The sequence below is a fragment of the Streptomyces sp. NPDC096324 genome, from assembly GCF_044763015.1.
Lineage (GTDB): Bacteria > Actinomycetota > Actinomycetes > Streptomycetales > Streptomycetaceae > Streptomyces.
This window is the reverse complement of record NZ_JBIWFK010000002.1, coordinates 423,134-449,818: the sequence shown is the minus strand read 5'-3', so window position 1 is coordinate 449,818 and position 26,685 is coordinate 423,134. Positions and strand designations below refer to the sequence as shown.

The window sequence follows — 26,685 nt, the reverse complement described above, 5'->3', positions numbered from 1 at the left end:
GCGCTGAGGAAGGCCCCCGCGACCGCACCGGTCGCGGGGGCCTTCGGTCATCCCAGGGTCAGCGACGCCCGTACGGGTAGATGGTCGCTCGGGAACTGGCCGTGCAGCGAGAAGGTGTCGACCGACGCCCGGGCCACCTCGGTGCCGGGGCCGGCCAGGATCCAGTCGATGCGGTCACCGTCCGGCGTCAGCGGGGCGTAGCCGTGGAAGGTCGCGTAGAGCCTGCTCCGCGAGGCGGCCGTGTCCCAGGTGTCGGTGAGTCCGGCGCCCAGCAGGATGTCGTAGGCCTCGTTCCGGTGCGCCGGCGCGTTGAAGTCCCCGGTGACCAGGCGCGGCAGGGACGGATCGAACCGCGCGATCCGTTCGGCGACGAGCGAGGCGGCCCGTACGCGCGCGTACTGGCTCGCGTGGTCCAGGTGGGTGTTGAGAACGTGGAACTGCCGCCCGCCGTCCCGCAGATCGCGGAAGCGCACCCAGGTGGCAATGCGGGGGAACGCCGCGCCCCAGGTGTTCGAGGCGATCACCCGGGGGGTGTCGGAGAGCCAGAACGTGTCGTGCTCCAGCGGGGCCAGCCGGCGCGTGTCGTAGTAGATCGCCGCGGCCTCGTCGCTGCTTCCGCCCCCTCTGCCGGTGCCGATCCACGCGTAGTGCGGCGCGAGGTCGGCCTCGATGTCGAGGAGTTGGTGGTAGAGGCCCTCCTGGGTGCCGATGACGTGGGGCGAGGCGCGGCGCAGGAGCTCCCGCATCACCGGACGGCGCACCGCCCAGCTGTTGGGCTCGACATCGCTCGCGAAGCGCAGGTTGTAGGTCATGACGTCGAGACGGGGGCGGGGGCGCCGGGTGGCGGAGGCCTGCGCCGTGGTGAGCAGGGGCAGGGCGACCGCGGCGGCCACCGCGTTTCTCAGCCCGGTGCGTCGGGCCACTCTCCTGGAGTCGGGCACGTGTGATCCTTCGCTCGCGAGTCGGGACGGGGGCGCGCACCACCGAAGGGGAAGGAACCGGGAAAGTCTGCCCCGGGCGACCGGGACGCGAGTGAACGCGGCGGCGCCGTGGCGTTTCCCGCGGTCCACGAGAGTGTTGACCCGCGGGAAGGCCGCCGGATAACTTCATTCAACAGATTGTTGATTCCATGCTGCGGAAAACAGGAGGCTGTCGGATGGGTAAGGGTCAGCAGGAGACGGTGGCGACCAGCCTCTCGGGCGCCGTCATCGAAGCGGTCGGCGCCTCCCTCGCCCCCGTCGACGCCGAACTGGAACGCCGCTATCCAGGAGACCCCGGCTCCCGCCAGCCCGTCCATACCGTGTACGTCCCCGGAGACGCCTTCGCCGCCGACACCGTTCGCGCCTGGGGTGATCGTGCCCTCGCCGCCCTCGACGAACACGCCCCCGACGCCGCGTCCTTCGCCGCCGTCCTCGGTCTCACCGACGAACTCGCCGGACCCGTGTACGACCGCGTCCGGGCCAAGCTGGAACGCGAACCCGTCGAAGACCTGCGCGTCGACTTCGAGGACGGCTACGGCGCCCGCCCGGACGCCGAGGAGGACGCGGCGGCGGCCCGCGCGGCCCGGATCGTCGCCGAGGCGTACGACAACGGCACCGCGGCCCCCTACATGGGCATCCGCATGAAGTGCATGGAGGCCTCGGTCCGCGACCGGGGCATCCGCACCCTCGACATCTTCCTGACGGGCCTGATGGAAGCGGGCGGCCTGCCCGGCGGGCTCGTCCTCACCCTGCCCAAGGTGACGTACGCGCGGCAGGTCACCGCGATGGTCAGGCTCCTGGAGGAGTTCGAGAAGGCCCGCGGCCTGGAACCCGGCCGGATCGGCTTCGAGATCCAGATCGAGACCAGCCAGGCCATCCTCGCCACGGACGGCACGGCCACCGTCGCCCGCATGATCCAGGCCGCTGAGGGCCGCGCCACCGGACTGCACTACGGCACCTTCGACTACAGCGCCTGCCTCGGCGTCTCCGCCGCCCACCAGTCGAGCGACCATCCCGCCGCCGACCACGCCAAGGCGATCATGCAGGTCGCGGCCGCCGGCACCGGCGTACGCGTCTCGGACGGCTCCACCAACGTCCTGCCGGTCGGCCCCACCGAGAAGGTCCACGACGCCTGGCGCCTGCACTACGGCCTCACCCGCCGCGCCCTGGCCCGCGCCTACTACCAGGGCTGGGACATGCACCCCGCTCACATCCCCACCCGCTACGCGGCCGTCTTCGCCTTCTACCGAGAGGGCTTCGAACAGGCCGCCGCCCGCCTCTCCCGCTACGCCGGCCACGCCCCCGGCGACGTCCTGGACGAACCCGCCACGGCCAAGGCCCTCAGCGGCTACCTCCTGCGAGGCCTGGACTGCGGCGCCCTGGACCTTCCGGAAGTCGCCCGCGCGTCAGGCCTGACCCGCCCGGAACTGGTGGGCTTCGCGGGGCCCCGACGGGGGGATCTCACCGCGTCGGGGCGGTAGCGGCGCGGCCGTCGTTCAGCGCGCCGGCGGCAGTTCGCCCGAACCGCGGGTGATCAGGCGGGTCGGGAGTTCGATGCGTTCCGGGGCGATGAGGTTGCCGTCGAGCTGGCGGAAGAGGCGTTCGGCGGCCGTGCGGCCCAGGGCCGCCGCGTCCTGGGCGACGACGGTGACGCCGGGCTCCAGGAGGTCGGCGAGCTCGATGTCGTCGAAGCCGACGAGGGCGACCGGGCGGCCGCGCTCGGCGATGACACGGACGACGGTCACGGTGACACGGTTGTTGCCCGCGAAGACCGCGGTGACCGGGGAGGGGCCCGACAGCATGTCCTCGGCCGCCTTGCGCACGCGCTGCGGGTCGGTGACGCCGAGGGACATCCAGTCGTCCTCGACCGGTATCCCCGCGTCCTCCATCGCGGCCCGGTAGCCGCGCAGCCGCTCGGCCGCGGTGTGGATGCGCGGCATGTCGCCGATGAAGCCGATCCGGCGGTGGCCGTGGGCGATCAGGTGGGCGACACCGTCCCGGGCGCCGCCGAAGCTGTCCGACAGGACGACGTCGGCGTCGATCCGCCCCGCCGGGCGGTCCACGAAGACCGTGGCGACGCCCGCCTTGATCTCCGGCTCCAGATAGCGGTGGTCGTCGCCGGCCGGGATCACGACCAGCCCGTCCACCCGGCGCGCGCACAGCGCGAGGACCAGTTCCTGCTCGCGGTCCGGGTCCTCCGCGCTGGATCCGTTGATCAGCAGCGCTCCGTGCGCCCGCGCCACCTCCTCGACCGCGCGGCTCAGCGGCCCGTAGAACGGGTCCGCGAGGTCCTCCAGCACCAGCCCGATGCTCGCCGTGCGGCCCTTGCGCAGCACCCGGGCGCTGTCGTTGCGGCGGAAGCCCAGCGCCTCGATGGCCTCCTGGACGCGCCGCTCCGTGTCCGGGGTGACCCCGGGCTCACTGTTGACCACGCGGGAGACCGTCTTGAGACCGACTCCCGCACGCGCCGCTACGTCCTTCATCGTCGGACGGTTGCCGTAGCGGTTCTCGGATCGGCGGGCGGTCTCGGCCACGATGTGCTGTCCTGTCCTGTCGTCCACGGGGATGCGTAGGTCCATGGGGTTGTATGAGGATGTGGCGTCGAGCATAGAGCCTGGACAACGTTGTCAGATGCGGGAGACACTGTCCACCGCAATCTCCGGCCTGCGTCTTCCCCAGGGCGCACGGTCCTTGGGGTCCGTCGGCGCACTCCGCGCGGCCTACGACGGGACCCGATCCGAACCGTTCCCGGCCGGAGACCCGGACCCGCGGCGCGGCGGGCCCGTCACCACACCTCATGGGAGACCTGAAACTGATGCACACCGACCTCGTGGCCGCGCTCGACATCGGCGGCACCAAGATCGCCGGAGCGCTGGTGGACGGCCACGGCCGGATCGTTCTGCGCGCGCAGCGCCCGACGCCCGCCCAGGAGGACGGCGACACCGTGATGCGTGCCGTCGAGGACGTCATCGGTGAGCTTGCGGTCTCCCCGCTGTGGAGCGGCGCCAGGGCCCTGGGCATCGGCAGCGCGGGCCCCGTGGACGCCTCCGCGGGCACGGTGAGCCCCGTCAACGTCCCCGGCTGGCGGGGCTACCCGCTCGTCGAGCGGGCCTCCGAGGCCGCGGGCGGACTGCCCGTCGAGCTGATCGGCGACGGCGTCGCGATCACCGCGGCCGAACACTGGCAGGGCGCCGCCCGTGGCCACGACAACGCGCTGTGCATGGTGGTGTCCACCGGCGTGGGCGGCGGGCTCGTCCTGAACGGGCAGCTCCACGCCGGCCCCACCGGGAACGCGGGCCACATCGGGCACATCAGCGTCGACCTGGACGGCGACCTGTGCCCCTGCGGCTCCCGGGGCTGCGTCGAACGCATCGCCAGCGGCCCGAACATCGCCCGCCGCGCGCTGGAGGCGGGCTGGCAGCCGGGCCCCGACGGCGACGCCTCCGCCGCGGCGGTCGCCGCGGCGGCGTGCGCCGGTGACCCGGTCGCCGTGGCCTCCTTCGAGCGGGCCGCGCAGGCTCTCGCGGCGGGCATCGCGGCGACCGCGACCCTGGTCGAGATCGACATCGCGGTGATCGGCGGGGGAGTGGGCAAGGCCGGCGACGTGCTCTTCGCACCGCTGCGCCGGGCCCTGGCCGACTACGCGACGCTTTCCTTCGTACGGCGCCTGACGGTGACGCCCGCCCTGATGGGCACCGACGCCGGGCTGGTCGGCGCGGCCGCGGCGGCACTCACCCGCCGGTCGCGGACGGCTACGGCACGCGTCTGATCCCGTGGTCGCGGGTCGCTTCGTACGCACGTGACCCGCGACCCGGGGGCGCCGACCGGCTCAGGGGATCCGCCGGGCCTCGGCCGGTGGGTGGGGCGGGGCCGTGCCGGTGCATCAGCCCGTCGCCGTTGGGTGAGGTGTGGTCGTCGGTGGCGACGGGCATCGATGTACCGGCACGTCCCCTCGCGTCGGATCCCGGGTGCGGGTGGTTCGTGGTGCCGACGTGCGTCGATGTGCCGGAACGGCTCCTCGCGTGCGCGGCCGGGTGCGGGTGGTTCGTGGTGGCGACGTGGCGACGGGCGTCGATGTGCCGGCACGTCCCCTTGCGGCGGATCCCGGGTGCGGGTGGAGGATGCAATTTCTGCGGCCCGCCTCTCGTCGCCGGCTCCGGTGCATGCGTCTCGGACGGCTCCACCAACGTCCTGCCGGTCGGCCCCACCGAGAAGGTCCACGACGCCTGGCGCCTGCACTACCGCCGACTCCTACCGGCACGGTCTGCTCGCCTTCGGTATCGGCCCGGACGCTCGGCGCCGGACGACAGGGACCAGGCGGGGTGTCGGCGCAGGGCACCAGGTGGCGGTACGCCTCACCCACCGGGCGGATCGGGGTGTCCGAATGAAGGTGCTCCCTCCACCCGTGACTCCGTCCGGCCTGCGTAGTTGAACCGGGCATGAAGAAGCGCAGCATGCTCGCCATCGCCTCCCTCGCCACCGGGTTCGTCGTCGCGGCGATCACCCCGTCCCACGCGCTGAGCGGGGACAGCCTGAGCGACCTGAACGTCAACGACTCGCTCAGCTCGCTCGACCACACCGTCGGCGCCGACGGTGTGGCGGTCGACGAGGCCGCCCCGGGCGGCCAGAACGGCTGAAGGCCCCCGCGCCGCGCCGGTGTCCCCGCCACGGGGGCACCGGCGTCGCCGTGTCCGCGCTCTCATCAGGGGCTGGTTTCCGTGGCAGGGTGGAGCGGGCAAGCCTCAGGGGGCCACAGAAGAGGGGGAATCGTGATCGTCTGGATCAACGGTGCGTTCGGTGCGGGAAAGACCAGCACCGCACGGGAACTGATCGAGCTGATCCCGAACAGCACGCTCTTCGACCCCGAGCTCGTCGGGGCCACACTCACGCAGTTGCTCCCGGCCAAGCACCTCGCCGAGGTCGGCGACTTCCAGGACCTGCCGATCTGGCGCCGGCTCGTGGTCGACACCGCGGCCGCCCTGCTCGCCGAGCTCGGCGGCGTCCTCGTCGTCCCCATGACCCTGCTGCGGCAGGAGTACCGCGACGAGATCTTCGGCGGGCTCGCCGCGCGCCGGATTCCCGTGCACCATGTGCTCCTCGCTCCGGCGGAAACGATCCTGCGGGAGCGAATAGCCGGGCGGGAGGTCCCGCCGGACCTCCCCGATGGAGAGATGCGCGTCCGTCAGTGGTCCTACGACCACATCGAGCCCTACCGCGCCGCGCTCCCGTGGCTCACGGCCGACGCCCACCCCGTCGACACCAGCGCGCTCACCCCGTACGACTCCGCCCTGCGCGTCGCCGAAGCCGTACGCACCGGGGAGGCACCCGTGTGCGACATCGTGCAGACTCCCGAACCCACCGCGGAGACGGTCGCCGCCGGCGTGCTCCTCTTCGACGAGGACGACCGGGTCCTGCTCGTGGACCCGACGTACAAGGCGGGATGGGAGTTCCCCGGCGGGGTCGTCGAGGCCGGCGAGGCCCCCGCCCGCGCCGGTATGCGCGAGGTCACCGAGGAGACCGGGATCACCCTCGACGAGGTGCCCACGCTGCTCGTCGTGGACTGGGAGTCCCCCGCACCGCCCGGCTACGGCGGTCTGCGGCTTCTCTTCGACGGCGGCCGCCTCGACGAACAGGCCGTACGAGGGCTACTGCTGCCGGGACCGGAACTGCGCGGCTGGCGCTTCGTCACCGAACAGGAGGCGGCCGACCTGCTGCCCCCCGTGCGCTACGAGCGCCTCCGCTGGGCCCTGCGAGCCCGCGAGCGCGGCGCGGCGCTGTACCTGGAGGCCGGAGTGCCACTCGGCTGATACCGCCCACCCTGTCGGGTGTCGGGTGTCGGCTGTTCCGTCGGCCGCCCAGTGCGGATCCCTGTGGTCCGGCGCCCTTACGGCCGTCGAGCCCGAGGGGTGAACGAGCGGACATGGCAAGGGCCCTCACCTGTCGGTGAGGGCCCTTGCCATGTCCGGGACGATCAGCTCGCCGCGTAGTTCCGCAGGAACAGGGCCTCCGCGACCGACAGCCGCTCCAGCTCGTCCGGCGACACGCTCTCGTTCACCGCGTGGATCTGCGCCTCCGGCTCGCTCAGACCGATGAGCAGGATCTCCGTGTCGGGGTACAGCGAGGCCAGCGTGTTGCACAGCGGGATCGAGCCGCCCATGCCCGCCGACTGCATCTCCTGGCCCGGGTAGGCGACCGCCATGGCCTCGGCCATCGACGCGTACGCGGGGCTGGAGGTGTCGGCGCGGAACGCCTGACCCTGACCGACGCGCTCGGTGCTCACCCGCGCCCCCCACGGCGTGTGCGCCTCGATGTGCGCCTCCAGCAGCTTCGTCGCCTCGACCGCGTCGACGCCCGGCGGCACCCGCAGGCTGATCAGCGCACGGGCGCCCGCCTGCACCGACGGCGTCGCGCCGACGACCGGCGGACAGTCGATCCCGAGCACTGTGACGGCCGGGCGCGCCCAGACCCGGTCGGCGACCGTGCCGGAGCCGATGAGCTCCACCCCGTCGAGCACCTTCGCGTCCTCACGGAACGCCTGCTCCTCGTACTGCAGCCCGTCCCACGCGGACTCGCCCGCCAGGCCGTCCACAGTCGTCGAACCGTCCTTCGCCCGAAGCGAGTCCAGGACGCGGATCAGCGCCGCCAGCGCGTCGGGCGCCGCACCGCCGAACTGACCGGAGTGCAGGTTCCCTTGGAGGGTGTCCACCTGCACCCGTACGAGGGTCATGCCGCGCAGGGTCGCGGTGACCGTCGGCAGGCCCGCGCGGAAGTTGCCGGCGTCGCCGATGACGATGGTGTCGGCGGTCAGCAGCTCCGGGTGCGCCTCGGCGTACCGTTCGAGACCGCCGGTGCCCTGCTCCTCGGAACCCTCGACGATGACCTTGACGTGCACCGGCACGCCGCCGTTCGCCTTCAGGGCACGCAGCGCCAGCAGATGCATGACGACACCGCCCTTGCAGTCGGCGCTGCCCCGTCCGTACCAACGGCCGTCACGCTCCACCAGCTCGAACGGAGGCGTCGTCCAGGCCGCCTCGTCCAGCGGCGGCTGCACGTCGTAGTGCGCGTACAGCAGGACCGTCTTCGCGCCCTCGGGACCCGGCAGGTACCCGTACACCGACTGCGTGCCGTCCGGGGTGTCGAGCAGTGCCACGTCCTGGAAGCCCTCGGAGCGCAGCGCGTCCGCGATCCAGTTGGCGGCACCCTCGCTCTCGCTCCTCGGATACTGGTCGAAGTCCGCCACCGACTTGAAAGCCACCAGCTCGGTGAGTTCCGCCTTCGCCCGGGGCATGAGCGAGGCGACGGTCTCGGCGACCGGATTCGACGACATGGGCACGCTCCTTGTAGGTGCGACGTTGTACTTCTGTGTACAGATGATCGAGTGATGCGGACTGGTGTACAGGACGCATCCGTGGCAGATCCTCCCACAGCGGCCGGCGGTGACGCCCGCCGTAGGATGCGGGGGACAGGTGCGGCAGACGGCTGGACTGGGAGCAGTAGACCAACGTGAGCAGCGAGAACTCTTCGGCGGGCGACGAGCGGCGTGCGACGGACGACGAACAGCAGGTGTGGGACGTCGTGGTCGTCGGTGGAGGGCCGGCGGGTGCCTCGGCCGCTTACGCGGCAGCGGTCGCGGGACGCAGCGTCCTGCTGTTGGAGAAAGCCGAACTGCCCCGCTACAAAACATGCGGCGGCGGCATCATCGGCCCCTCGCGCGACGCGCTGCCTCCGGGCTTCGAACTGCCGTTCAGGGATCGGGTGCACGCGGTCACCTTCTCGATGGACGGCAAGTTCGCCCGCACGCGGCGGTCCCGGCACATGCTGTTCGGGCTCATCAACCGTCCGGAGTTCGACCAGCAGCTCGTCGAGTTCGCGCAGAAGGCCGGCGCCGAACTGCGCACGGGTGCCACGGTCTCGCGTGTGGAGCAGCACGGTTCGGCGGTGCCGGACCGTCGCACCGTGGCCGTGGTCCTCCAGGGCGGAGAGACCGTTCTGGCGCGCGCGGTCGTCGGTGCCGACGGCAGTGCCAGCCGGATAGGAGCCCACGTCGGTGTGAAGCTCGACCAGGTCGATCTCGGCCTGGAGGCCGAGATCCCGGTGCCGGAGACGGTCGCCGAGGACTGGCGGGGTCGCGTCCTGATCGACTGGGGCCCCATGCCGGGCAGTTACGGATGGGTCTTCCCCAAGGGCGACACGCTCACCGTCGGCGTGATCTCCGCGCGCGGTGAAGGCGCCGCCACCAAGCGGTACTTGGAGGACTTCATCGCCCGGCTCGGTCTCGCCGGCTTCGAACCGTCCATCTCCTCGGGCCACTTGACCCGCTGCCGGGCCGACGACTCGCCGCTGTCGCGCGGCCGGGTCCTCGTCTGCGGCGACGCGGCGGGACTGCTCGAACCCTGGACCCGTGAGGGCATCTCGTTCGCCCTGCGCTCCGGGCGCCTCGCGGGCGAGTGGGCGGTACGGATCGCCGAGGCGCACGACGCGGTGGACGCCCGGCGGCAGGCGTTGAACTACGCCTTCGCGATCAAGGCCGGGCTCGGTGTCGAGATGAGCGTCGGCAAGCGCCTGCTCGGCGCCTTCGAGCGTCGCCCCGGCATGTTCCACGCGGGACTCACCGGCCTGCGCCCGGTGTGGAAGGCCTTCACCGGAATCACCCGCGGCTCCACCACGCTCGGGGAGATCATCCGGACCCACCCGATGGTCGGGCGCGCCCTGACGACCCTCGACCGCCGGCCCCAGGTGGCGGAAGGCGCGGAGGAGTAGGAGCAGGGGGACGGAAGCAGAGGGCCAGGAGCAAGAAGCAGAGGGCCAGGCGCAAGGGGACTGAAAGCAGGGCCACCAGCACCTGGACCTGCCCGACGCTTTCCTCCGGCACTCGAAGACTGCCGGGGTGGACGGGAATCGTCGGGCGGGTTCTGGTTCAGGGGGCGGCGCGCGGAATCGTCGGACACGCGCGGGGTTCAGGAGACGACGCGGTCGGCGTCAGCCGTTGACGGTGATCCGGAAGACCGGGTGATCGGGAGCGATGCGCCGCAGCTCCTCGTCGGACGAGTCGGGGCCCACGCCGCCGAAGAACACGCCGACCTCTGCCTTCCAGCGCTTCAGGTACGCGCGCAGGATCGACGCCTTGTCGTCGTCGGACACCTCCACCGCGGTGAAGGTCTCCACCTTCTTCCCGAGGCGCAGCTCGCCCCCGCCGGCCGCCCGCATGTTGTGCGTCCACTGGACATGACCGCGGGGTGCTACGAGGTACTGCTCACCGCCGAGGGTGAGCGGATTGACCGGGGTCGTCCGCCACTCACCGCTCTTGCGGCCCCGGACGGCCAGAACGCGCGAGCCGCGGAGGCTGAGGCCGCGCTTGGTGATCCAGGCCACGGCACGGTTGAGGACGTTGACGGTGAACCAGCCGGGCTTCTGGACGTGAGTGGACACGGTGACCTCTCGGGGAGGGGCGGGTTGATGAGAGCGCCGATCTGTTTTGTGAGCACCGCTCTCGCTTGAGAAGAGTCTGCATCGGATCGGTGATCCAACGCAAGAGCGGTGCTCTCGTTTTTGTGCGCCGATCTCTTTTGTGGCGGGTGATCGCTAGATGGAGCATCGATCCATTTTCGGATCGGCGCTCTCGTTTGTGTGCACTGCTCTGAAAACGTGGGAGACTGCTCCGTATGAGTACCGCGCGAGGGGCACGTGCCCGAGCCAGGATCGAGGTCACGGCGGCCATCAAGGACGAGGCGCGCAGACAGCTCGCCGCCGAGGGTGCCGCGAAGCTCTCGCTGCGGGCCGTCGCCCGTGAGCTGGGGATGGTCTCCTCCGCCCTCTACCGGTACTTCCCCAGCCGGGACGACCTGTTGACCGCGCTCATCATCGACGCCTACGACTCCCTCGGCGAGGCGGCCGAGTCGGCCCACACCGAGGTCGTCACTGCCGGCCCCCGCGAACGCTGGATCACCGTGTGCGTGGCGGCGCGGCGCTGGGCGCTGGAGCATTCGCACGAGTACGCGCTCATCTACGGTTCGCCCGTCCCCGGGTACGTCGCGCCGCAGGAGACCGTTCCGTCCGCCTCCCGGGTCGGCCTGCTCCTGATCGGAGTCGTCCGGGACGCGTACCGGGGGAAGGGCGTGGCCCGTACGCCGCTGTCCGACGGACTGAAGACAGAGGCGCGGCGGATGGCCGCCGATCTCGCGCCGGATCTGCCGCCCGAGGTGGTGGTCGCGCTGGTGGCCTCGTGGGCGCAGCTCTACGGGCTGATCGGGTTCGAGCTGTTCGGCCAGTTCAACCGGGTCGTGGAGGACCGGGAGCCGTTCTTCCGGCATGCGGTGGGGCGGCTCGCGCAGGACGTGGGGCTGGTGTATCCGGAGACGGGCGAGACCACCGCCGGGTCGTCGGCGTCGTAGGCGTCGTTGTAGGCCGGGCCGCCGTCTACGTGGGTCGGGTTCCGGGCATGGGCGGGGCTTCCCCGGTGTGGGTCGGACCGCACTCGGTGCTCGGCGAGCTTCTGTCGGCGTGCGCCTCTCTCGGCGTGGATCGTGTCGCCCATGGGCTGGACCGGGCCTCGGCGTGGATCGTGCCGCTCTTGGGCTGGACCGGGCCTCGGCGGCGTTGCGCAGGCCGGGTCGTCGTCGGTGCAGGCCGGGCCGCGCCTGGTGCGGGTCGGGTCCCGGCCGCCTCGTACTCCGTGGGGAGTACGGGTGATCACCTCGCCCGGCGGACGCCGCCGTCGCGGTCGGCCGTCTAGCGTGACGGCCATGGAAGAGCAGCACACACCCGCGGCGCCGACGTGGGGCGGTCCGTCGCGCTGGTGGCACGGGCCGCCCGGGTGGGACCGCCGGGACGACGAGGGGCGCCGCGCGCGCTGGCCTTGGCGTTCCACACTGCTGCTCACCGCTTTCGTGTTGATCGGTTCCAACTTCGCCGCCCACGCCCAGCACGGCGATCGGCTCGCTCTGGACCCCTTCTCCCGGGCGCTTCTTCTGGTGGGCTCCGGCCTGTTGCTCTGGCGCCTGCGGCACCCCGTGTTCGTCGTGTTCGGCACGGCCGCGGTGGCCCTGGTCTACGTGGCCGCCGGATATCCCTACGGGCCGGTCTTCCTCCCCGTTGCCGTGGGCTGCTTCAGCGCCGTGGTGGCCGGGCACCGCAAGGCGGCCTGGACGGCGCTCGGACTGCTGTGGGCGGGGCATCTCGTGGTCGCCCACTGGCTGTATCGCGAGTTGCCCCCGACGGGCGACCACCCGCCCTCCTGGATGCAGGAGATCGGCATCGCCACCTGGGTCGTGGCGGTGGTGGCCCTGGCGGAGCTGGTGCGGGTGCGCCGCGAGCAGTGGAACCGTGAACGGGCCGAGCGCGCGCAGGCGGCCCGGCGCCGAGCCGACGAGGAACGGCTGCGGATCGCCCGCGAACTGCACGACGTGCTGGCGCACAGCATCTCGGTGATCAACGTCCAGGCGGGCGTGGGTCTCGCGCTCCTCGACTCCGATCCCGAACAGGCGCGTACGGCGCTCACCACCATCAAGGCGGCCAGCAAGGAGGCGCTCGGCGAGGTCCGGCAGGTGCTCGACACCCTGCGAGCGCCAGGGGAGGCGCCGCGCGCGCCCGCTCCCGGGCTCGACCGGCTTCCCGAGCTGGTCGAGCAGGCGGCGAGCGCCGGTCTGACGGTCGAGGTCGAGGGTGAGGTCCCGGCGCCCGCGCCCGGCACCGACCTCGCCGCGTTCCGCATCGTCCAGGAAGCGCTCACGAATGTCGTACGGCATTCGGGGTCGCGCCGGGCCCGGGTGCGGTTCGATCACGAGGAGGGCGTGCTGCGGCTGCGGATCGACGACGACGGTCCGGCCACCGGCGCGGACGCGGGCGGAAGCGGCAACGGGCTCGCGGGCATGCGGGAGCGGGCGGCCGCGCTGGGTGGCACGATCGAGGCCGGTCCGCGCGACGACGGAGGGTTCCGGGTGCTGGCCGTACTGCCGTGGAAGGCCAAGGAGGAGAATCGGTGATCCGCGTACTGCTCGCCGACGACCAGTCATTGGTCAGGGCCGGCTTCAAGGCGCTGCTCGACGCCCAGCCGGACATCGAGGTGGCCGGGGAGGCCGCCGACGGCGAGGGAGCGGTGCGTGCGGTCCGTGAACTGGTTCCGGACGTCGTCCTGATGGACATCCGGATGCCCGTGCTGGACGGCCTCGCCGCCACGCGCCGTATCACCGGCGACGGAGCGCTCGGAGACGTGAAGGTGGTCATGCTCACCACGTTCGAGCTGGACGAGTACGTCTTCGAGGCCATCCGCTCCGGTGCCTCCGGCTTCCTGGTCAAGGACACCGAGCCCGATGAACTGCTGCGCGCGGTACGGGCGGTGGTCGAGGGCGACGCCCTGCTCTCGCCCGGGGTGACGCGCCGGCTGATCTCCGAGTTCGCGGCGCGCTCGAAGGAGCCCGAGTCGGTCGCGACGCTGGCCGGACTCACCGAGCGGGAACGGGAGGTGATGGCGCTGGTCGGCATCGGCCTCTCGAACGAGGAGATCGCCCGCCGCCTCGTCGTCAGCCCGCTCACCGCCAAGACCCACGTCAGCCGGACGATGGTGAAACTCGGCGCCCGTGACCGCGCCCAACTGGTCGTACTCGCCTACGAGTCGGGGCTGGTACGACCGGGCTGGCTGGGCTGAGGAACGGAGGCTTCCCGGTGGAAGCTGAACAGCACGGTGGCCACCCGTAGCGCGAAGAGGACGGCGGCCAGGGTGCCGCCCACGGTGATGAGCGCGTGCACCGTGGCGGACGACAGGTCCAGGAAGAGAGCGGGACCGGTCACGACGCCGAAGGCGACCGCCGCGACGAACACCGCGCTGGCCAGGGCGTATCCGATCTCGACCGTCACGGCGTCGCGCCGTGCCTGATGCTGTGCTTGGGTGCGCGGCACCCGCGTCACATCCGTACCGCTGCGGCAACTGCCCGTGATTTCCCCGTCGTTGTCCATGGGCCGAGTCAACAGCCGCGCGCCCGGCGGAGCAAGAACCCCGTCGGGCGCGCGCGTCGGACGTGTTCAGCGATCGTGGACGGCGACCCGTTCCGACTCAGACTCCGACTCCGACTCCGCCACTGTCCGGCCGGACTGGCTGGACTGGTCGGACCGGTCGGACCGGGCGACGACGAGGGACTCCCGCTGTCGCCGTGCGCGCAGGCCGGGCAGCGTGATCAGCAGGCCTGCCAGGGCGATGCCGGTCACCACCACCAGGCCGGTGCGGTAGCTGTCGAGGACGTCCTGGGGCGCGGACCCCGCGGAGGAACTCGCGGTGACGACGGCCGTGACGACCGCGAGGAAGATCGCGCCGCCGACCTGCACGGAGGTGTTGAGCAGGCCCGAGACCATGCCCTGCTCGTGGTCGTCGACGCCGTTGGTCGCCTGGATGTTGAGGGACGGGAAGACGAGGGCGCAGGCGGCGCCGATGAGCAGCATGGTGGGCAGGATGAGCGTCGCGTACACGGGGTCGAGGTCGACGCGGAGGAAGAGCGCGTACCCGGCGACCATCAGGGCGAAGCCCGCCGCGATGAGCCGCGGTGTGCCGAACCGGTCGACGACGGCCCCCACCTTCGTGGAGGACAGGGCGACCAGCGCGCCGGCCGGCAGGAAGGCGAGCGCGGTGTGCAGGGCCGACCAGCCGAGCAGCGACTGCATGTACAGCGTGACGAGGAACTGGAAGCCGACGTACGAGCCGAAGAACGCCATCGCGCCGAGCTGGGCCCGGACCTGGCTGCCGGAGCGCAGCACGCCGAGCCGGATCAGCGGGCTCGGGCTGCGCCGCTCGATGCCGGCGAAGACGGTGAGCAGCACGGCGACGGTGAGGAAGGACAGCAGGGTCCGGGCCGATCCCCAGCCGGCTTCGGGCGCCTGGACGACGGTGAAGACGAGCAGCAGCATCGAGGCGGTGCCGATGACGGCGCCCGGGATGTCGTAACCCCCGTGGCCCTTCTCGCGTTCGCTGCGCGGGATGAGCTTCAGGCCCGCGAACAGGGCGACGACGGCGATGGGGGCGGGAAGCAGCATGGTCAGCCGCCAGCTGGCCTCGGTGAGCAGCCCCGACAGGACCAGGCCCATGGAGAATCCGGTGGCCGCGCAGGTGGTGTAGATCGAGAGCGCGCGATTGCGCAGTGGACCCTCGGCGAACGTCGTGGTGATGATCGACAGGCCCGCGGGTGCGGTGAACGCGGCGCTCAGTCCCTTGATGAAACGGCTGGCGATCAGCAGCGGGCCCGAGTCGACGAGACCGCCGAGCAGCGAGGCGAGCGCGAACACGGCAAGGGCCACGAGGAAGACCTGGCGGCGGCCCAGCAGGTCGGCGGTGCGCCCGCCGAGAAGCAGCAGTCCGCCGTAACCCAGGATGTAGCCGCTGACGACCCATTGGAGCGTCGAGGTGGAGAGGTCGAGTTCGGAGCCGATGGACGGCAGCGCCACGCCGACCATCGACACGTCCAGCGCGTCCAGGAACATCGCGGCGCAGAGCACGAGCAGGGTGCCCCACAACCGGGGCGTCCAGCGTCCCGGTACAGGGTGGGTGAGCGGAGAGGTCATACCGCCGACAGTACATGCACATGCATTCAATGCAAGCGCATTTAATTACGACGCAACAAAGTCGATTCTTTGCTACGGTGCGTGCATGGCTGCCGAGAATGCCGAGCAGGGGCTCGTGGACCAGTGGCGCGGCATCCTGACGGTGCACGCCCGCACCCTTTGCGAACTCGACCGCGAGCTGCATCCGCACGGTCTGGGAGCCAGCGACTTCGAGGTGCTCGACCTGCTGACGGCGGGCACCGCGGCGGACGGCGGCCCCAGCTTCCGCGTCCAGGAGATCTCCGAGCGCGTCCACCTCAGCCAGAGCGCCCTGTCCCGGCTCATCGGACGCCTGGAGAAGGACGGCCTCGTGACGCGTGGAATGTGCGCCGAGGACCGGCGGGGCGTGCGTGTGTGCGTCACCGCGAAGGGGCGCGAACTGCACGGCGAGGTACTGCCGTTGCAGCGTGCGGTCCTGGCCCGGATGCTGGCGGGCGACCCGGCGGTGTGCGGGGAGTGACCGGGCCGTCCGGTTCACGGTCCGCCGCCCGGACCCGGAGGCCCGTTCGGCGGACGTGACCCTCAACTCCAGTTGATGGCGGACCTCTCCCGCCACAGGGTGGCGAGTGAGGCGTCCCCCGTCACGGTCGGGAACGGGGCGCGGTTCCACAGGGCCAGGTAGAGGCCCGCGACCGGTCCCGCCAACTCGCAGTCCACCTCCACGTCTGCGTTCTGGTCGGTGTCGGGGTCCGGGTGACCGCCGCGCTCGGCGAACGGCGCTTCGGACGACAGGCGTACGGTCCACACGGCGTCCGCGCGGTCCGTGGCACGCACGCGCAGCACACGGGGTTCCTCGGTGCGGACCTTGCTCCTGTCCCGGCCGTGGAATCCGCGCAGCAACTCGTCGATCCCGTCGACCGCGAAGTCCGGCTGGACGGCGGTGGGTTCTCCGCCGAGCGCCGACTCGGCGTCGACCCGGTGCACGGTGGTCTCGTGCGCCTGACGGCGTGCCCAGAAGGCCAGGGGTGAGGGTGCCGGGAGGAAGGTCCAGCACCGCACGTCCGGCGAGGCGTCGGTCAGGGTGTCCACGAGCCTGCGGTGCCCGTCACGGAACCAGGACAGCAACGCGTCGTGGTCCAGCTCCGGCAGACCGCCGTCGGGGTGGTACGAGGTGTGCCCCTCGGCGACGAACGCGGTGGCCCAGCGGTGGACCATGCCCGTGTGCCGCACCAGATCCCTGACCTGCCAGCCCGCGCAGGTCGGGACCTCGGCGTCGACGCCCGACTTCTCCGCGGCGGTGGCCAGCGACCGGCCCTCCCGGTCCAGGGTTTCCACGAACTCCCGAATCTCCATGCCGAGAAGTGTGCCGGACGCGGGCGCCTCGCGCGGAGGACGGGGCCGAAGTGCGAGGGAGGGACGGGGGCGAAGTGCGGGGGAGAGGAGGCGACTTCAGCATGCCGGAACGGGATCTCGGCCCCGCCGGCGTCTGCTCGCCTCCGTGGGCCCATGGCGGGGCGGTGCCTGCCCGCATCCGCCGGCCCAGGTCGGCCCAGCGCCTCCCCGCCCCGTCGCCACGGCGGTGCTGAGCCTCGCACCGCCGTCGGCCCATGGCGGCCCGGCGCGTCCTCGCCCCCGTCAGCCCACGGCGGCGCGGCGTGTCGCGAATCCGATCAGGGCGGCAACGGCCGCCAGTGCCGCCACGCTGGTGAGCGCCGTAGGCAGTGAGTACCAGTCGGCCATGAATCCGATCACGGGCGGGCCGATCAGCAGACCCCCGTACCCGAGGGTGGAGGCGACCGCGACACCGTTCGCTCCGGCGAGCGCGCCGGCCCGGTCGACCGCCACGGGGAAGACGTTGGCGAGGCCGAGCCCGGTGACGGCGAAGCCGAGGAACGCCGCCCAGACGGACGGCGCGAGGGAGCCGAGCAGCATGCCGAGCGAGGCCGTCGCGCCGCCCATGACCAACGTGCGGGTCCGGCCCAGCCGTTCGAGGAGTGCCGTCCCGCTCAGCCGGCCGATCGTCATGGCGAGGGCGAAGCAGGAGTAGCCGACGGCGGCGGTCCCCGGGCGGGCGTCCAGGTCCTGCTGCAGATGCAGCGCTCCCCAGTCCGCGAGAGCGCCCTCACCGTACGCGGTGCACAGGGCAATCAGCCCGAAGACGAGCACCAGGCCGCGGGTGCGGGAGTCGAGACGGCGTCGCCGCTCGGGCGCGTCGCCCAGCGCCCGCTCCGGTGACACCGGGACGTCCTCGCGGAGCAGCGCGTGTCCCGCGACGCCGGTCACGAGCAGGCCGATGACGGCGATGCCGAGCAGATGGCGGGTCGGTGACAGATACCCGGCCACCAGCCCGCCGAGAGCCGCTCCGAGCATGCCGCCGAGACTGTAGGCCGCGTGGAAACTGGGCATCACGGGACGTCGTAGCGCGGCCACGAGATCGACGGCCGCGCTGTTCATGGCGACGTTGATACCGCCGTAGCCCACGCCGAAGATCAGCAGGAACAGTCCGAGCAGCGGCACGGAGTGGGCGAGCGGGGGCAGGACGATGCTCAAGGACAGCAGCACCGCGCAGGCCACGGTCACCGGGTGACTGCCGAACCGCCGGCACAGGCGCCCCGTCAGCATCATGGTGATCACGGCTCCGGCGGAGACGCCGAGAAGGGCGAGGCCGAGAGCGCCGGCGGAGGCGCCGGTCTGGTGCTTGATGGCGGGGATACGGACGACCCACCCGGCGAAGACGAAGCCGTCCAGGGCGAAGAAGGCGGTGAGGGTGACACGGAGTCGGGTGAGGGAACGATCCGGCACGACACTGTGCGGAACGGGTTTGTTTATTAGCGGCACAAACGTACGTTAGACGGCTGCCACGCTCGGGGCAAGGGGAGCGGCGGGCCGGGATGGGAGGGGTGAGATCGTATGAACGCGCTGGTGGAGGGCGGATGGAACCCGCCTGGGCACTCGTCGAGCCCGGCCCGGATGCGCGCTCGGCGAGCCCGGCCTGGGTGCGCGTTCATCGAGCCCCGGTCGAGCCGAGGGGCGCCGATGCCGGACGAAAGCACGTTCCGCGCGGTCACGGAAGTGGCGCGGGCGCGGGACCTGCGCCCAGCCGCCGATCACTGAGGGCCGCCATCCGGAAACGGATGGCGGCCCTCGGTGAGCGTGGTTCTGCCCGTCGAGCTTCTGTCCCTGAGCGGGTCAGCGGTTAGGCGCGACCGCCCCGGCATCCCCGCCGGAACGGGAGGAGCCGGGGGTGGATCCGGACTCAGACCGCCGGAGCCGGGAAGGTCGGGTACTCCACGCCCGAGACGTGCTGGACGACGCGGATGACCTGGCAGGAGTAGCCGAACTCGTTGTCGTACCAGAGGTAGAGGATCGCGTTGTCGTCCTCGACCTTGGTGGCGCCGGCGTCGACGATCGAGGCGTGCCGCGAGCCGATGAAGTCGCTGGACACCGCGTCGGGGGCGCTGATGAAGTCGATCTGACGCTTGAGCGGCGAGGTCAGCGAGACGTTGCGGAGGTAGTCGAGGACCTCCTCGCGGGTGGTCGCGCGGCCCAGGCGCAGGCTGAGGATCGCGATCGAGACGTCCGGCACCGGAACACGGATCGAGCTGCCGGTGATGGGCGCCTTGAGGTCGGGCAGTGCCTTGGCGACCGCGGAGGCGGCACCCGTCTCGGTGATGACCATGTTGAGCGGCGCGGAGCGGCCACGGCGGTCGGAGCTGTGGTAGTTGTCCAGCAGGTTCTGGTCGTTGGTGAACGAGTGGACGGTCTCCACGTGGCCGCGCAGAACGCCGTACTCCTCGGCCATCGCCTTGAGCGGCGGCACGATCGCGTTGGTGGTGCAGGAGGCGCAGGACAGGATCTGCTCGTCCGGCTTGATCGTGTCGTGGTTGACGCCGTGCACGATGTTCGGGACGTCGCCCTTGCCCGGAGCTGTCAGGACGACCTTGTCGATCCCGGGGCGCAGGTGGTTCGAGAGGCCCGCGCGGTCACGCCACTTGCCGGTGTTGTCGACGAGGATGGCGTCCTTGATGCCGTACGTCGTGTAGTCGATCTCGGACGGGTCGTTGGCGTAGATGACCTTGATCTCGTTGCCGTTGGCGATGATCGTGCTGTTCGCCTCGTCGACGGTGATCGTGCCCTGGAACTGGCCGTGGATGGAGTCGCGGCGCAGCAGTGAGGCGCGCTTGACGATGTCCTGGTCGCCGCCCTGGCGCACGACGATGGCGCGCAGGCGAAGGCCGTTGCCGGAGCCGGTCTTCTCGATGAGCAGACGGGCGAGCAGACGGCCGATGCGGCCGAAGCCGTAGAGGACGACGTCACGGCCCTCGCGGCGCTCGATCTTGTTCTCGCCGGTGGCGCCGGCGACCGCCTCGGCGGTGAACTCCTCGACGGACAGCCCGCGGTCGTCGGCGGCGTACGTCGCGGCGAGCATGCCGATGTCGATCTGGGACGGGCCGAGATCGAGCGTGGTGAGCGTCTGGAGGAACGGAAGCGTGTCGGTGACCGAGAGCTCCTCGCCGGCGATCTGCCGGGCGAAGCGGTGGGTCTTGAGAATGCTCACCACCGACTTGTTCACCAAGGAGCGGCTGTGCAGGAGAACGGTGACGTCCTGCTCCCGGTGCAGCCTCCCGATGATGGGGATCATCGACTCCGCGATCTCTTCGCGGGTCTTCCAGTTGGTGAACGCGTCGTCGTTGACAGTCACAGGAATCATCTTTCGAGCTAGGTGGCGCTCATATGGTAACCGGCCCCTGTTTCCGACGTTCATGCGGTGTCCACTCGTGGGGAGGCCGACGTCCGCCGGGGCGTTCGTGGCATGGGATCGGGGGCGGCCGGGTCCCGCCCCGCGAGCCGGGTTTCGCCCCGTGAACGGGTTCCGCCCGTGAGTGGGGACGCCCCGTGAACGGGGGCACGCCACGCGTGCCGGGTTCCGCTCCACAAACCGGTCCCGCCCCGCGAGTCGGGTCCTTCAGGCGCGGGCGGTCGTCCGGTTGAAGCGCCGGACGGTCATACGGTCATACGGCGATGACCTCGATGCCGGCTTCCTCGAACCGTCCGATCGTCTCGGGTCCCGCCGCCGCGTCCGTGACGAGGGTGTTCACCGACTCGGCCGCGCAGATGCGCGCGAACGCGCGCTGCCCCAGCTTGCTGGAGTCGGCGGCGACGATCACGCGCTCGGCCCGCTCGCACATGAGGCGGTTGATCGCGGCCTCCGCCTCGTCGTGGGCGGCGGCGCCGTGCGTGGCGTCGAACGCGACCACGCCGAGGACCGCGACATCCAGGGTGATCTGCTTGAGGACGGCATCCGCGAGTGGTCCGATCAGCTCGTACGACTGCGGCCGGGCGACCCCGCCGGTCGTCACGATCTTGAACTGGGGGCGTACGGCGAGCTCGTTCGCGATGTTGAGCGCGTTCGTGACCACGGTCAGCGCGGGGGAGCCGGACGTCAGGTCCGGGCGTACGGCGAGAGCGCGGGCCACCTCGGTCGTCGTGGTGCCCCCGGTGAGACCCACCGCTTCGCCGGGGGTGATCAGGTCGGCGACCGCCTTCGCGATGCGCTGCTTCTCAGAGGCGTGACGGGCGGTCTTGTAGCGGAGGGGCAGTTCGTACGAGACGCCGTGCACGACCGCGCCGCCCCGGGTGCGGACGAGCATCTGCTGCTCGGCGAGCTGGTCGAAGTCGCGCCGGATCGTGGCCGCCGAGACCTCCAACCGTGCCGCGGCCTCCTCGACGTCCAGACGGCCCCGCTCCACGAGCAGTTCCAGCAGCGCCTTCCACCGGGCGTCCCGCGACATCAGGGCTCTCCATTCCTCGCTCCTCCGCGACCTTAACGCACCCCATTCGCGCTCAGATGCTTGATTGTGCTTGAAACCTCGCTATATCTTGCAGAAACGAGCATCGGTGGGAGGGGTAAGCCATGACGTATGTCGAAGACGAACTGAACAGCCAGCCCGAGTGCTGGATCCGCGCCGCCGACGAGGCGACAGCGCACGCGGCCGCGCTGCCGGCGCCGGGGGAGCGCGTCGCGATCGTGGGATGCGGCACCTCGTTCTTCATGGCGCAGGCCGCGGCCGCGCTCCGCGAACGGTCCGGGCAGGGGGAGACGGACGCCTTCGCCGCCTCGGAGTTCCCCGCGGGCCGCTCGTACGATCGCGTGGTCGCCCTGACGCGCTCCGGGACGACCACCGAAGTACTCGAACTGCTCGGCCGGCTGCGCGGACGGACCCGTACGACCGCCGTCACCGCCGATCCGGACACGCCCGTGATGAAGTCCGCGGACGACGTCGTCGTGCTCGGCTTCGCCGACGAACGGTCCGTCGTGCAGACCAGGTTCGCGACGACCGCGCTCACCCTGCTCCGCGCCCACCTCGGCCTGCACCGCGAGGCCGTCGTCGCGGACGCGCGCACCGCACTCGACACCCCGCTGCCCCAAGGGCTCGTCGACTGCACGCAGTTCACCTTCCTCGGCCGCGGATGGACGGTCGGGCTCGCCAACGAGGCCGCGCTCAAGATGCGGGAGGCGTCCCTCGCCTGGACCGAGGCCTACCCCGCGATGGAGTACCGGCACGGCCCCATCAGCGTCACGACCCGGGGCACCGCCACCTGGATGCTCGGCGAAGCGCCCGAGGGACTCGCCGAACAGGTTCGCGGGACCGGTGGGCTGTGGGTCGACGGGGGCCTCGACCCGCTCGCCGAACTCGTCCGCGCCCAGCGCCTCGCCGTCGCCGTCGCCGCGGCGCGCGGCCTCGATCCCGACCGGCCCCGCCACCTCACCCGCTCGGTGATTCTCGACGGCTGAACCGGCTGAACCGGCTGAACCGGCTGAACCGGCTGCACTCCCTGCACTCTCTCAAGCCGCTCAAGCCGCTCAAGCCGCTCAAGCCGCTCAAGCCGCCGGAGTCGCGGAGCCGTCGGGCCCTTGGCGCCGCCGGTGCCGCCGAAGCCGCCACTCCGGCTCGATCCCCCATGGAACAGGAGGAGTTGTGCCCCTCGCAGCAACCGGAGAACTGGTCGCCCGGACCGCCGCGGACCGGACCGCAGTCGCCGCCTTCAACGTCATCACCCTGGAACACATCGAGGCCGTCATAGCGGGGGCGGAGTCGGCGGGCGCGCCCGTCGTCCTCCAAGTCAGCGAGAACGCGGTCAAGTTCCGCCACGGAAGGCTGCTGCCGCTGGCCCGTGCCGCCACCGCCGCCGCCGAACGGGCCTCCGTGCCCGTCGCCCTGCACCTCGATCACGTACAGAGCGACGATCTGCTGCGCCAGGCGCCCGGCGCCGGGTTCAGCTCCGTCATGTACGACGCCTCACGCCTGCCGTACGAGGAGAACCTCGCGGCGACCCGCGCCGCCGCCGACTGGGTGCACGCCCAAGGCCTGTGGATCGAAGCGGAGTTGGGGGAGATCGGCGGCAAGAACGGCGAACCTCCGCGGGACGCGCACGCGCCGGGTGCCCGTACCGACCCCCTGGAGGCCCGCGCCTTCGTGGCGGACTCCGGCGTGGACGCCCTGGCCGTGGCGATCGGCAGCTCGCACGCCATGACCACCCGGACCGCGGCCCTCGACCACGACCTCCTCAAGCGACTTGCCGTCACGCTCGATGTCCCCCTCGTCCTGCACGGTTCCTCCGGGGTGCCCGACGGAGAACTCCGGGCAGCCGTCGAAGGCGGTATCGCCAAGGTCAACATCGGCACCGCGCTGAACATCGCGATGACGGGCGCCATACGGGAGTTCCTCACCGCCAGTCCCGACGCCGTGGACTCACGCAAGTACCTGGGCGTGGGGCGCGAGGCGATGGCGCGGACGGTGGCGGGACTCATCGCCGTACTACGGGGGTGAGGGTCCTCGCGTCGCGCGGGTGAGCCGCCGCCGGGTGCGCGCCTCGCGCCGAGGGTCTGAGCGCCCCTCCACATACCGCTACGGCCGGATATGCGCCCCAAAGCGACCGTCCGCCGCGCACCGAGGCGGGCGGAAGCCGTTTTCCACGCATGTGCTTTTGCACCGACGGCAGTTCGAGCGGGTGACAAGGTGGCTAGGGTGAACGACTATGAGGAGGCCGAAAGGGCACGGCAGGCTCGCGGGTGAACCTTCACCCCGGAGGCCACTCGGGCACGCGTCCGGATGCCCCCATGAACGCGGGGAGCAGGGGTTTGCGGTGTTTTCGGGGCAGGGCGGGCACCGGGCCGGGCGCGGGACGGAGAAGGCCTTGAGCGGTCAACTTCTGGCCGGTATAGGTAGGTCGGCGCCCGAGGACGGGTCGTACACCCCGGTGAACAGGGCGATCTCCGCCACCGGCCCTGACCGCGGCCCGTATCGGGGCGTGCGCCCTCGCCGCGGGGACGGTCGGGGACCCCGCCCGCGCGTGCCTCTGGGCCCGCTGTGAACGGACTGATCTACTACCTGGCCGCCGCCGTCCTCTGGATGGGGCTCGCCGCTCAACTCCCCGACCTGCGACGGCACCGCGAGGACCCGCTCAAGCGGTCCTTCTGCGCGGTCATCCTGCTGTCGGGACTCTGTTTCGTGCTCGGCGCGCCGCCCACCGTCATTCTCGTCAACAGCGTTACGGGCATTCCGAACATGGCGGCGCCGCTGACCTACGGCGCGGTGACCGCCTTCGGCGCGGCCTCGCTCATCCTCATCGTGCACTGGCGGGGCAATGACCCCGTCCAGGTGCGGCGCACGTCGCGGGCATGGCTGTTCAGCTACCTGGGAGTGATCGCCGCCGAGGGCGTGCTGTTCTCGCTGGGCGACGCTCCGGTCGAGCGCCGGGCCGACTTCGACACCTACTACGCCTCGACGCCGTTCATCCGGGAGATGATCGTGCTGTACCTGGTGGCGCACATGGTGGCCGCGGTGACGACGACCCTGCTGTGCTGGAGCTGGATACGGAAGGTGAAACGCTGGACCCGGGGGTCCTTGGTCCTGCTCGTTCTGGGCTGGCTGTTCACCAGCGCCTACGGCGTCGTCAAGTCCGTCGCGCTGACCGCTCATTGGCTCGGACACCGCTGGGACAGCCTCAGCACCAGCGTCGCGCCGCTGGTGGCCGTCGGCTCCTGTCTGGCCTCGGCCGGCTACATCCTTCCCCTCGTCGGCCCGCGCATCGATTCGGCCATCACGTTCGTACGGCTGCGTCCGCTGTTCCGGCTGCTGGCGGGGCCGACCAGCCGTCGGCGCTGCGTCACCGCGCTGTCGTGGCGGATGATCGGCGACGTCGAACTGCGGCTCACGACAAGGGAGACCGCCATCCGCGACGGCCTCAAGCGGCTCGCCGGACAGCTCGACGAGCAGGTGCGCAGCCATGCCTACCGGGACGCGCTGGCCGCCGGATCCTCGGCGGCGGAGGCCGAGATGATCGGGATGGCCGCGATGGTCGCCGTCGCCGCTCTCGCCGAGGCGCCGACTCCCATGGCGGAGACCGGCACCATCGGCATCTCGGTGGGTGACGTCGACGTCGTGGTCTCGGTCAGCGCGCGCGTGCGACGGCCGGCCGTCGGTTCGCGGTCGCTGGACACGGGGCAGCCGTCCCTGCTGAGCCTGTCCAAGGCGGTCCGCACACCGATCGTCGACGCCGCGATCCAGTCCCGCAGAACCGCGGTGCGACAGCCGTCCTGACCGCGTATCGCGCGGTGGGCCCGCGCGTCATCGGCCGCCCCCTGCGCTCGTACGACGGCAGGACGGAAGCCCGGAGCGTGAACGGCCGCGACCGCGCCCCTACCGTACCCACCGCCGTCACACGGCGAGCGGGCCCACCGACTCGACGAAGGCGCTCTCCTCGAAGGTCAGCGGAGGCCCGGCCTGCGGCTCCGTGCCGGGGCCCTTCAAGGTGGCCATGAGCAGTTCGCTGTGCAGGAGGCGGCTCGGGTCGGCCTGGAGCGTGAGGACCTTGCACCGGGCCGCGGACACGGCGTACGAGGTGGTCGCCACCCGGGCCATCCGGCCCAGGTACTGGCTGATCAGCCGGTCCGAGAGCGTCGGAGCCCTGCCGACGACCTCCGGGAACCACTGGTCCTGCGACGTGCTCACCGTGTAGGCGGCCGAGACGGACCTGGCGGCCGCCCGCTGCACGTCGCGGGCGAAGCCCGGAGCGGTGACATCCGTCTGCCGCAACTGCCGGCTCAGCGCCTGGGCGCCCAGGGCCGCGACCGACATGCCCTGGCCGTGGACGGGGTTGAAGGTGGCGACGGCGTCACCGAGCACCACCAGCCCTTCGGGCATCGCCGCCTTCTCGAAATCGCGGCGCCTGTTGCGGGTGCTGCGGCTGAGGAACACCTCGCCGAGCGGCTCGGCGGCCGAGATGAGCCGGCCGATCAGCGGGTGACGCAGGCCGAGGGCGAAGTCGGTGAACGCCTCGGGACGGGGGCTGGGTTCGCCGCCGCGGGTGCCCGCGAGCGTGACCAGCCAGCGGCCGTCCTCGATCGGCACCAGCGTCCCGGAACGCCCCGGACGGGACGTGGCCGGGTCGGCCTCGATCTGGGTCAGCGGGAAGTCCTCGGCGCCCCTCGGGACGCGGAAGACCCGGCTGGCGCAGACGAGCCCCGAGTCGACCTCGTCGGTCGGTATGTCCGTCACGCCGAGCGCTTCGAGCCAGTGCTCGGCACGTGAACCCCGTCCGCTCGCGTCGACGACGAGGTCGGCGCGCAGATCCTCCTGGAGGCCTTCGGAGAGGACACGTACACCGGTGACGCGTTCCGCGGTTCCCAGCAGGGACAGCGCCTCGGCCCGGCGGACCCGGACGGGAGTGGTACCGAGGACCGCGTCACGCAGGGTCCAGTCGAGCAGGTCACGGCTGCAGCAGGTGAGCAGCAGGTCCTCGGTCACGGTCGCCCAGCGCCCGTACCAGCCCTGAGGGCCGAAACCCAGCATGTCGGTCATGGACTGCTCGCGCGCTCCCGAAGCGAGCAGGCGGCCGTGCACGTTCGCCACCGGAAGGAGTTCCCGGATCGCGTCGCGTCCGCTCGGCAGCAGGATGTGGGCGTGCCGTGCCTGGGGGATCCGCTTGCGCGGGGACGGTCTGTCGGGCAGTTCGTCGCGCTCCAGGACGATCACCTCGTCCATGGACCGGAACAGGGCAGCGGCGGCGAGCATGCCGGCCAGGCTCCCGCCGATGACGACAGCGCGGCGCGACATGGTTCCCCCAGTTGTCCTTGGTGATCGGCATCACTCTACGGTCGTTCGCGCGACTGTCCAGG

The 26,685-nt window shown here is 71.5% G+C and carries 23 protein-coding genes and 1 pseudogene; 13 read left to right on the top strand and 11 right to left on the bottom strand.

Annotation, left to right across the window (positions count from 1 at the left end; all coding sequences use genetic code 11):
• Nucleotides 1-47: 47 nt before the first annotated feature.
• Nucleotides 48-941, bottom strand: a complete 894-nt coding sequence (locus ACIQ7M_RS05475; RefSeq protein ID WP_403639985.1) for an endonuclease/exonuclease/phosphatase family protein — start codon at nucleotides 939-941, stop codon at nucleotides 48-50.
• 215 nt (nucleotides 942-1,156) lie between these two features.
• Between ACIQ7M_RS05475 and ACIQ7M_RS05470 the strand changes: the two genes are divergently transcribed.
• Nucleotides 1,157-2,461 carry a DUF6986 family protein gene (locus tag ACIQ7M_RS05470; RefSeq protein WP_403639982.1) on the top strand — a complete coding sequence of 435 codons (1,305 nt, stop codon included), beginning with the start codon at nucleotides 1,157-1,159 and terminating at the stop codon, nucleotides 2,459-2,461.
• Between the two features lie 15 nt (nucleotides 2,462-2,476).
• Here ACIQ7M_RS05470 and ACIQ7M_RS05465 read toward each other — a convergent pair whose 3' ends face one another.
• The gene (locus ACIQ7M_RS05465) at nucleotides 2,477-3,559 is read right to left on the bottom strand and encodes a LacI family DNA-binding transcriptional regulator (RefSeq protein ID WP_355769562.1); all 1,083 of its coding nucleotides are present in this window, start codon (nucleotides 3,557-3,559) and stop codon (nucleotides 2,477-2,479) included.
• Nucleotides 3,560-3,795: 236 nt separating this feature from the next.
• Between ACIQ7M_RS05465 and ACIQ7M_RS05460 the strand changes: the two genes are divergently transcribed.
• From ACIQ7M_RS05460 to ACIQ7M_RS05445, 4 genes and pseudogenes are all read left to right on the top strand, one after another.
• Entirely contained in the window at nucleotides 3,796-4,749 is a 954-nt protein-coding gene (locus ACIQ7M_RS05460; protein ID WP_403640909.1) for an ROK family protein, read from the top strand.
• A gap of 380 nt (nucleotides 4,750-5,129) precedes the next feature.
• A pseudogene (locus ACIQ7M_RS05455) lies at nucleotides 5,130-5,222 on the top strand (DUF6986 family protein); the annotation flags it as partial.
• A 197-nt stretch (nucleotides 5,223-5,419) separates the two neighbouring features.
• A complete protein-coding gene (locus ACIQ7M_RS05450) occupies nucleotides 5,420-5,617 on the top strand; it encodes a hypothetical protein (RefSeq protein WP_403639978.1) in 198 nt (65 codons plus the stop codon).
• Nucleotides 5,618-5,746: 129 nt separating this feature from the next.
• Nucleotides 5,747-6,787: an NUDIX domain-containing protein gene (locus tag ACIQ7M_RS05445; RefSeq protein WP_355769573.1), complete on the top strand. Its 1,041-nt coding sequence runs from the start codon at nucleotides 5,747-5,749 to the stop codon at nucleotides 6,785-6,787.
• A gap of 164 nt (nucleotides 6,788-6,951) precedes the next feature.
• On the opposite strand, the gene ACIQ7M_RS05440 is transcribed toward ACIQ7M_RS05445, so the two are convergent.
• Nucleotides 6,952-8,307 (bottom strand): dipeptidase, encoded by a 1,356-nt coding sequence (locus ACIQ7M_RS05440; RefSeq protein ID WP_403639975.1) that lies wholly within the window; start codon nucleotides 8,305-8,307, stop codon nucleotides 6,952-6,954.
• 176 nt (nucleotides 8,308-8,483) lie between these two features.
• Here ACIQ7M_RS05440 and ACIQ7M_RS05435 point away from each other — a divergent pair, with 176 nt between their 5' ends.
• Nucleotides 8,484-9,740, top strand: coding sequence for a geranylgeranyl reductase family protein (locus ACIQ7M_RS05435; protein ID WP_355770065.1), 1,257 nt, complete (start codon nucleotides 8,484-8,486; stop codon nucleotides 9,738-9,740).
• Between the two features lie 219 nt (nucleotides 9,741-9,959).
• Here the strand turns inward: ACIQ7M_RS05435 and ACIQ7M_RS05430 are convergent, their stop codons facing one another.
• Entirely contained in the window at nucleotides 9,960-10,409 is a 450-nt protein-coding gene (locus tag ACIQ7M_RS05430) for a nitroreductase family deazaflavin-dependent oxidoreductase (RefSeq protein WP_355770067.1), read from the bottom strand.
• Between the two features lie 233 nt (nucleotides 10,410-10,642).
• On the opposite strand from ACIQ7M_RS05430, the gene ACIQ7M_RS05425 reads away from it, so the two are divergent.
• The 3 genes from ACIQ7M_RS05425 to ACIQ7M_RS05415 all read left to right on the top strand — a co-directional run bounded on the left by ACIQ7M_RS05425 (nucleotide 10,643) and on the right by ACIQ7M_RS05415 (nucleotide 13,623).
• Complete coding sequence (locus ACIQ7M_RS05425) at nucleotides 10,643-11,371, top strand: TetR/AcrR family transcriptional regulator (RefSeq protein ID WP_403639970.1); 729 nt, start codon at nucleotides 10,643-10,645, stop codon at nucleotides 11,369-11,371.
• A gap of 351 nt (nucleotides 11,372-11,722) precedes the next feature.
• On the top strand, nucleotides 11,723-12,961 hold the full coding sequence (locus ACIQ7M_RS05420; RefSeq protein ID WP_403639967.1) for a sensor histidine kinase: 1,239 nt from the start codon (nucleotides 11,723-11,725) through the stop codon (nucleotides 12,959-12,961).
• A complete protein-coding gene (locus ACIQ7M_RS05415) occupies nucleotides 12,958-13,623 on the top strand; it encodes a response regulator (RefSeq protein WP_403639964.1) in 666 nt (221 codons plus the stop codon). The genes ACIQ7M_RS05420 and ACIQ7M_RS05415 overlap by 4 nt, the downstream gene beginning before the upstream one ends.
• On the opposite strand, the gene ACIQ7M_RS05410 is transcribed toward ACIQ7M_RS05415, so the two are convergent.
• Nucleotides 13,584-13,931 carry a DUF6332 family protein gene (locus ACIQ7M_RS05410; RefSeq protein WP_403639961.1) on the bottom strand — a complete coding sequence of 116 codons (348 nt, stop codon included), beginning with the start codon at nucleotides 13,929-13,931 and terminating at the stop codon, nucleotides 13,584-13,586. The genes ACIQ7M_RS05415 and ACIQ7M_RS05410 overlap by 40 nt on opposite strands.
• 66 nt (nucleotides 13,932-13,997) lie before the next feature.
• The gene (locus tag ACIQ7M_RS05405) at nucleotides 13,998-15,524 is read right to left on the bottom strand and encodes an MFS transporter (protein WP_403639958.1); all 1,527 of its coding nucleotides are present in this window, start codon (nucleotides 15,522-15,524) and stop codon (nucleotides 13,998-14,000) included.
• Between the two features lie 85 nt (nucleotides 15,525-15,609).
• Here ACIQ7M_RS05405 and ACIQ7M_RS05400 point away from each other — a divergent pair, with 85 nt between their 5' ends.
• A complete protein-coding gene (locus ACIQ7M_RS05400) occupies nucleotides 15,610-16,023 on the top strand; it encodes a MarR family winged helix-turn-helix transcriptional regulator (protein ID WP_389837078.1) in 414 nt (137 codons plus the stop codon).
• A gap of 62 nt (nucleotides 16,024-16,085) precedes the next feature.
• On the opposite strand, the gene ACIQ7M_RS05395 is transcribed toward ACIQ7M_RS05400, so the two are convergent.
• The 4 genes from ACIQ7M_RS05395 to ACIQ7M_RS05380 all read right to left on the bottom strand — a co-directional run bounded on the left by ACIQ7M_RS05395 (nucleotide 16,086) and on the right by ACIQ7M_RS05380 (nucleotide 21,295).
• Nucleotides 16,086-16,856: a maleylpyruvate isomerase family mycothiol-dependent enzyme gene (locus ACIQ7M_RS05395; protein ID WP_403639954.1), complete on the bottom strand. Its 771-nt coding sequence runs from the start codon at nucleotides 16,854-16,856 to the stop codon at nucleotides 16,086-16,088.
• Between the two features lie 282 nt (nucleotides 16,857-17,138).
• Nucleotides 17,139-18,305, bottom strand: coding sequence for an MFS transporter (locus ACIQ7M_RS05390; protein ID WP_403639951.1), 1,167 nt, complete (start codon nucleotides 18,303-18,305; stop codon nucleotides 17,139-17,141).
• Between the two features lie 454 nt (nucleotides 18,306-18,759).
• Nucleotides 18,760-20,205 (bottom strand): glyceraldehyde-3-phosphate dehydrogenase, encoded by a 1,446-nt coding sequence (locus ACIQ7M_RS05385; RefSeq protein WP_355775444.1) that lies wholly within the window; start codon nucleotides 20,203-20,205, stop codon nucleotides 18,760-18,762.
• 310 nt (nucleotides 20,206-20,515) lie between these two features.
• A complete protein-coding gene (locus ACIQ7M_RS05380) occupies nucleotides 20,516-21,295 on the bottom strand; it encodes a DeoR/GlpR family DNA-binding transcription regulator (RefSeq protein WP_355775445.1) in 780 nt (259 codons plus the stop codon).
• Between the two features lie 122 nt (nucleotides 21,296-21,417).
• On the opposite strand from ACIQ7M_RS05380, the gene ACIQ7M_RS05375 reads away from it, so the two are divergent.
• From ACIQ7M_RS05375 to ACIQ7M_RS05365, 3 genes are all read left to right on the top strand, one after another.
• Entirely contained in the window at nucleotides 21,418-22,299 is an 882-nt protein-coding gene (locus ACIQ7M_RS05375) for an SIS domain-containing protein (protein ID WP_403639947.1), read from the top strand.
• A gap of 184 nt (nucleotides 22,300-22,483) precedes the next feature.
• Nucleotides 22,484-23,335 carry a class II fructose-bisphosphate aldolase gene (locus tag ACIQ7M_RS05370; RefSeq protein ID WP_355775449.1) on the top strand — a complete coding sequence of 284 codons (852 nt, stop codon included), beginning with the start codon at nucleotides 22,484-22,486 and terminating at the stop codon, nucleotides 23,333-23,335.
• A gap of 540 nt (nucleotides 23,336-23,875) precedes the next feature.
• Nucleotides 23,876-25,108, top strand: a complete 1,233-nt coding sequence (locus ACIQ7M_RS05365) for an MAB_1171c family putative transporter (RefSeq protein WP_403639944.1) — start codon at nucleotides 23,876-23,878, stop codon at nucleotides 25,106-25,108.
• A gap of 117 nt (nucleotides 25,109-25,225) precedes the next feature.
• Here ACIQ7M_RS05365 and ACIQ7M_RS05360 read toward each other — a convergent pair whose 3' ends face one another.
• Nucleotides 25,226-26,623: an NAD(P)/FAD-dependent oxidoreductase gene (locus tag ACIQ7M_RS05360; RefSeq protein ID WP_403639942.1), complete on the bottom strand. Its 1,398-nt coding sequence runs from the start codon at nucleotides 26,621-26,623 to the stop codon at nucleotides 25,226-25,228.
• Nucleotides 26,624-26,685: the final 62 nt, after the last annotated feature.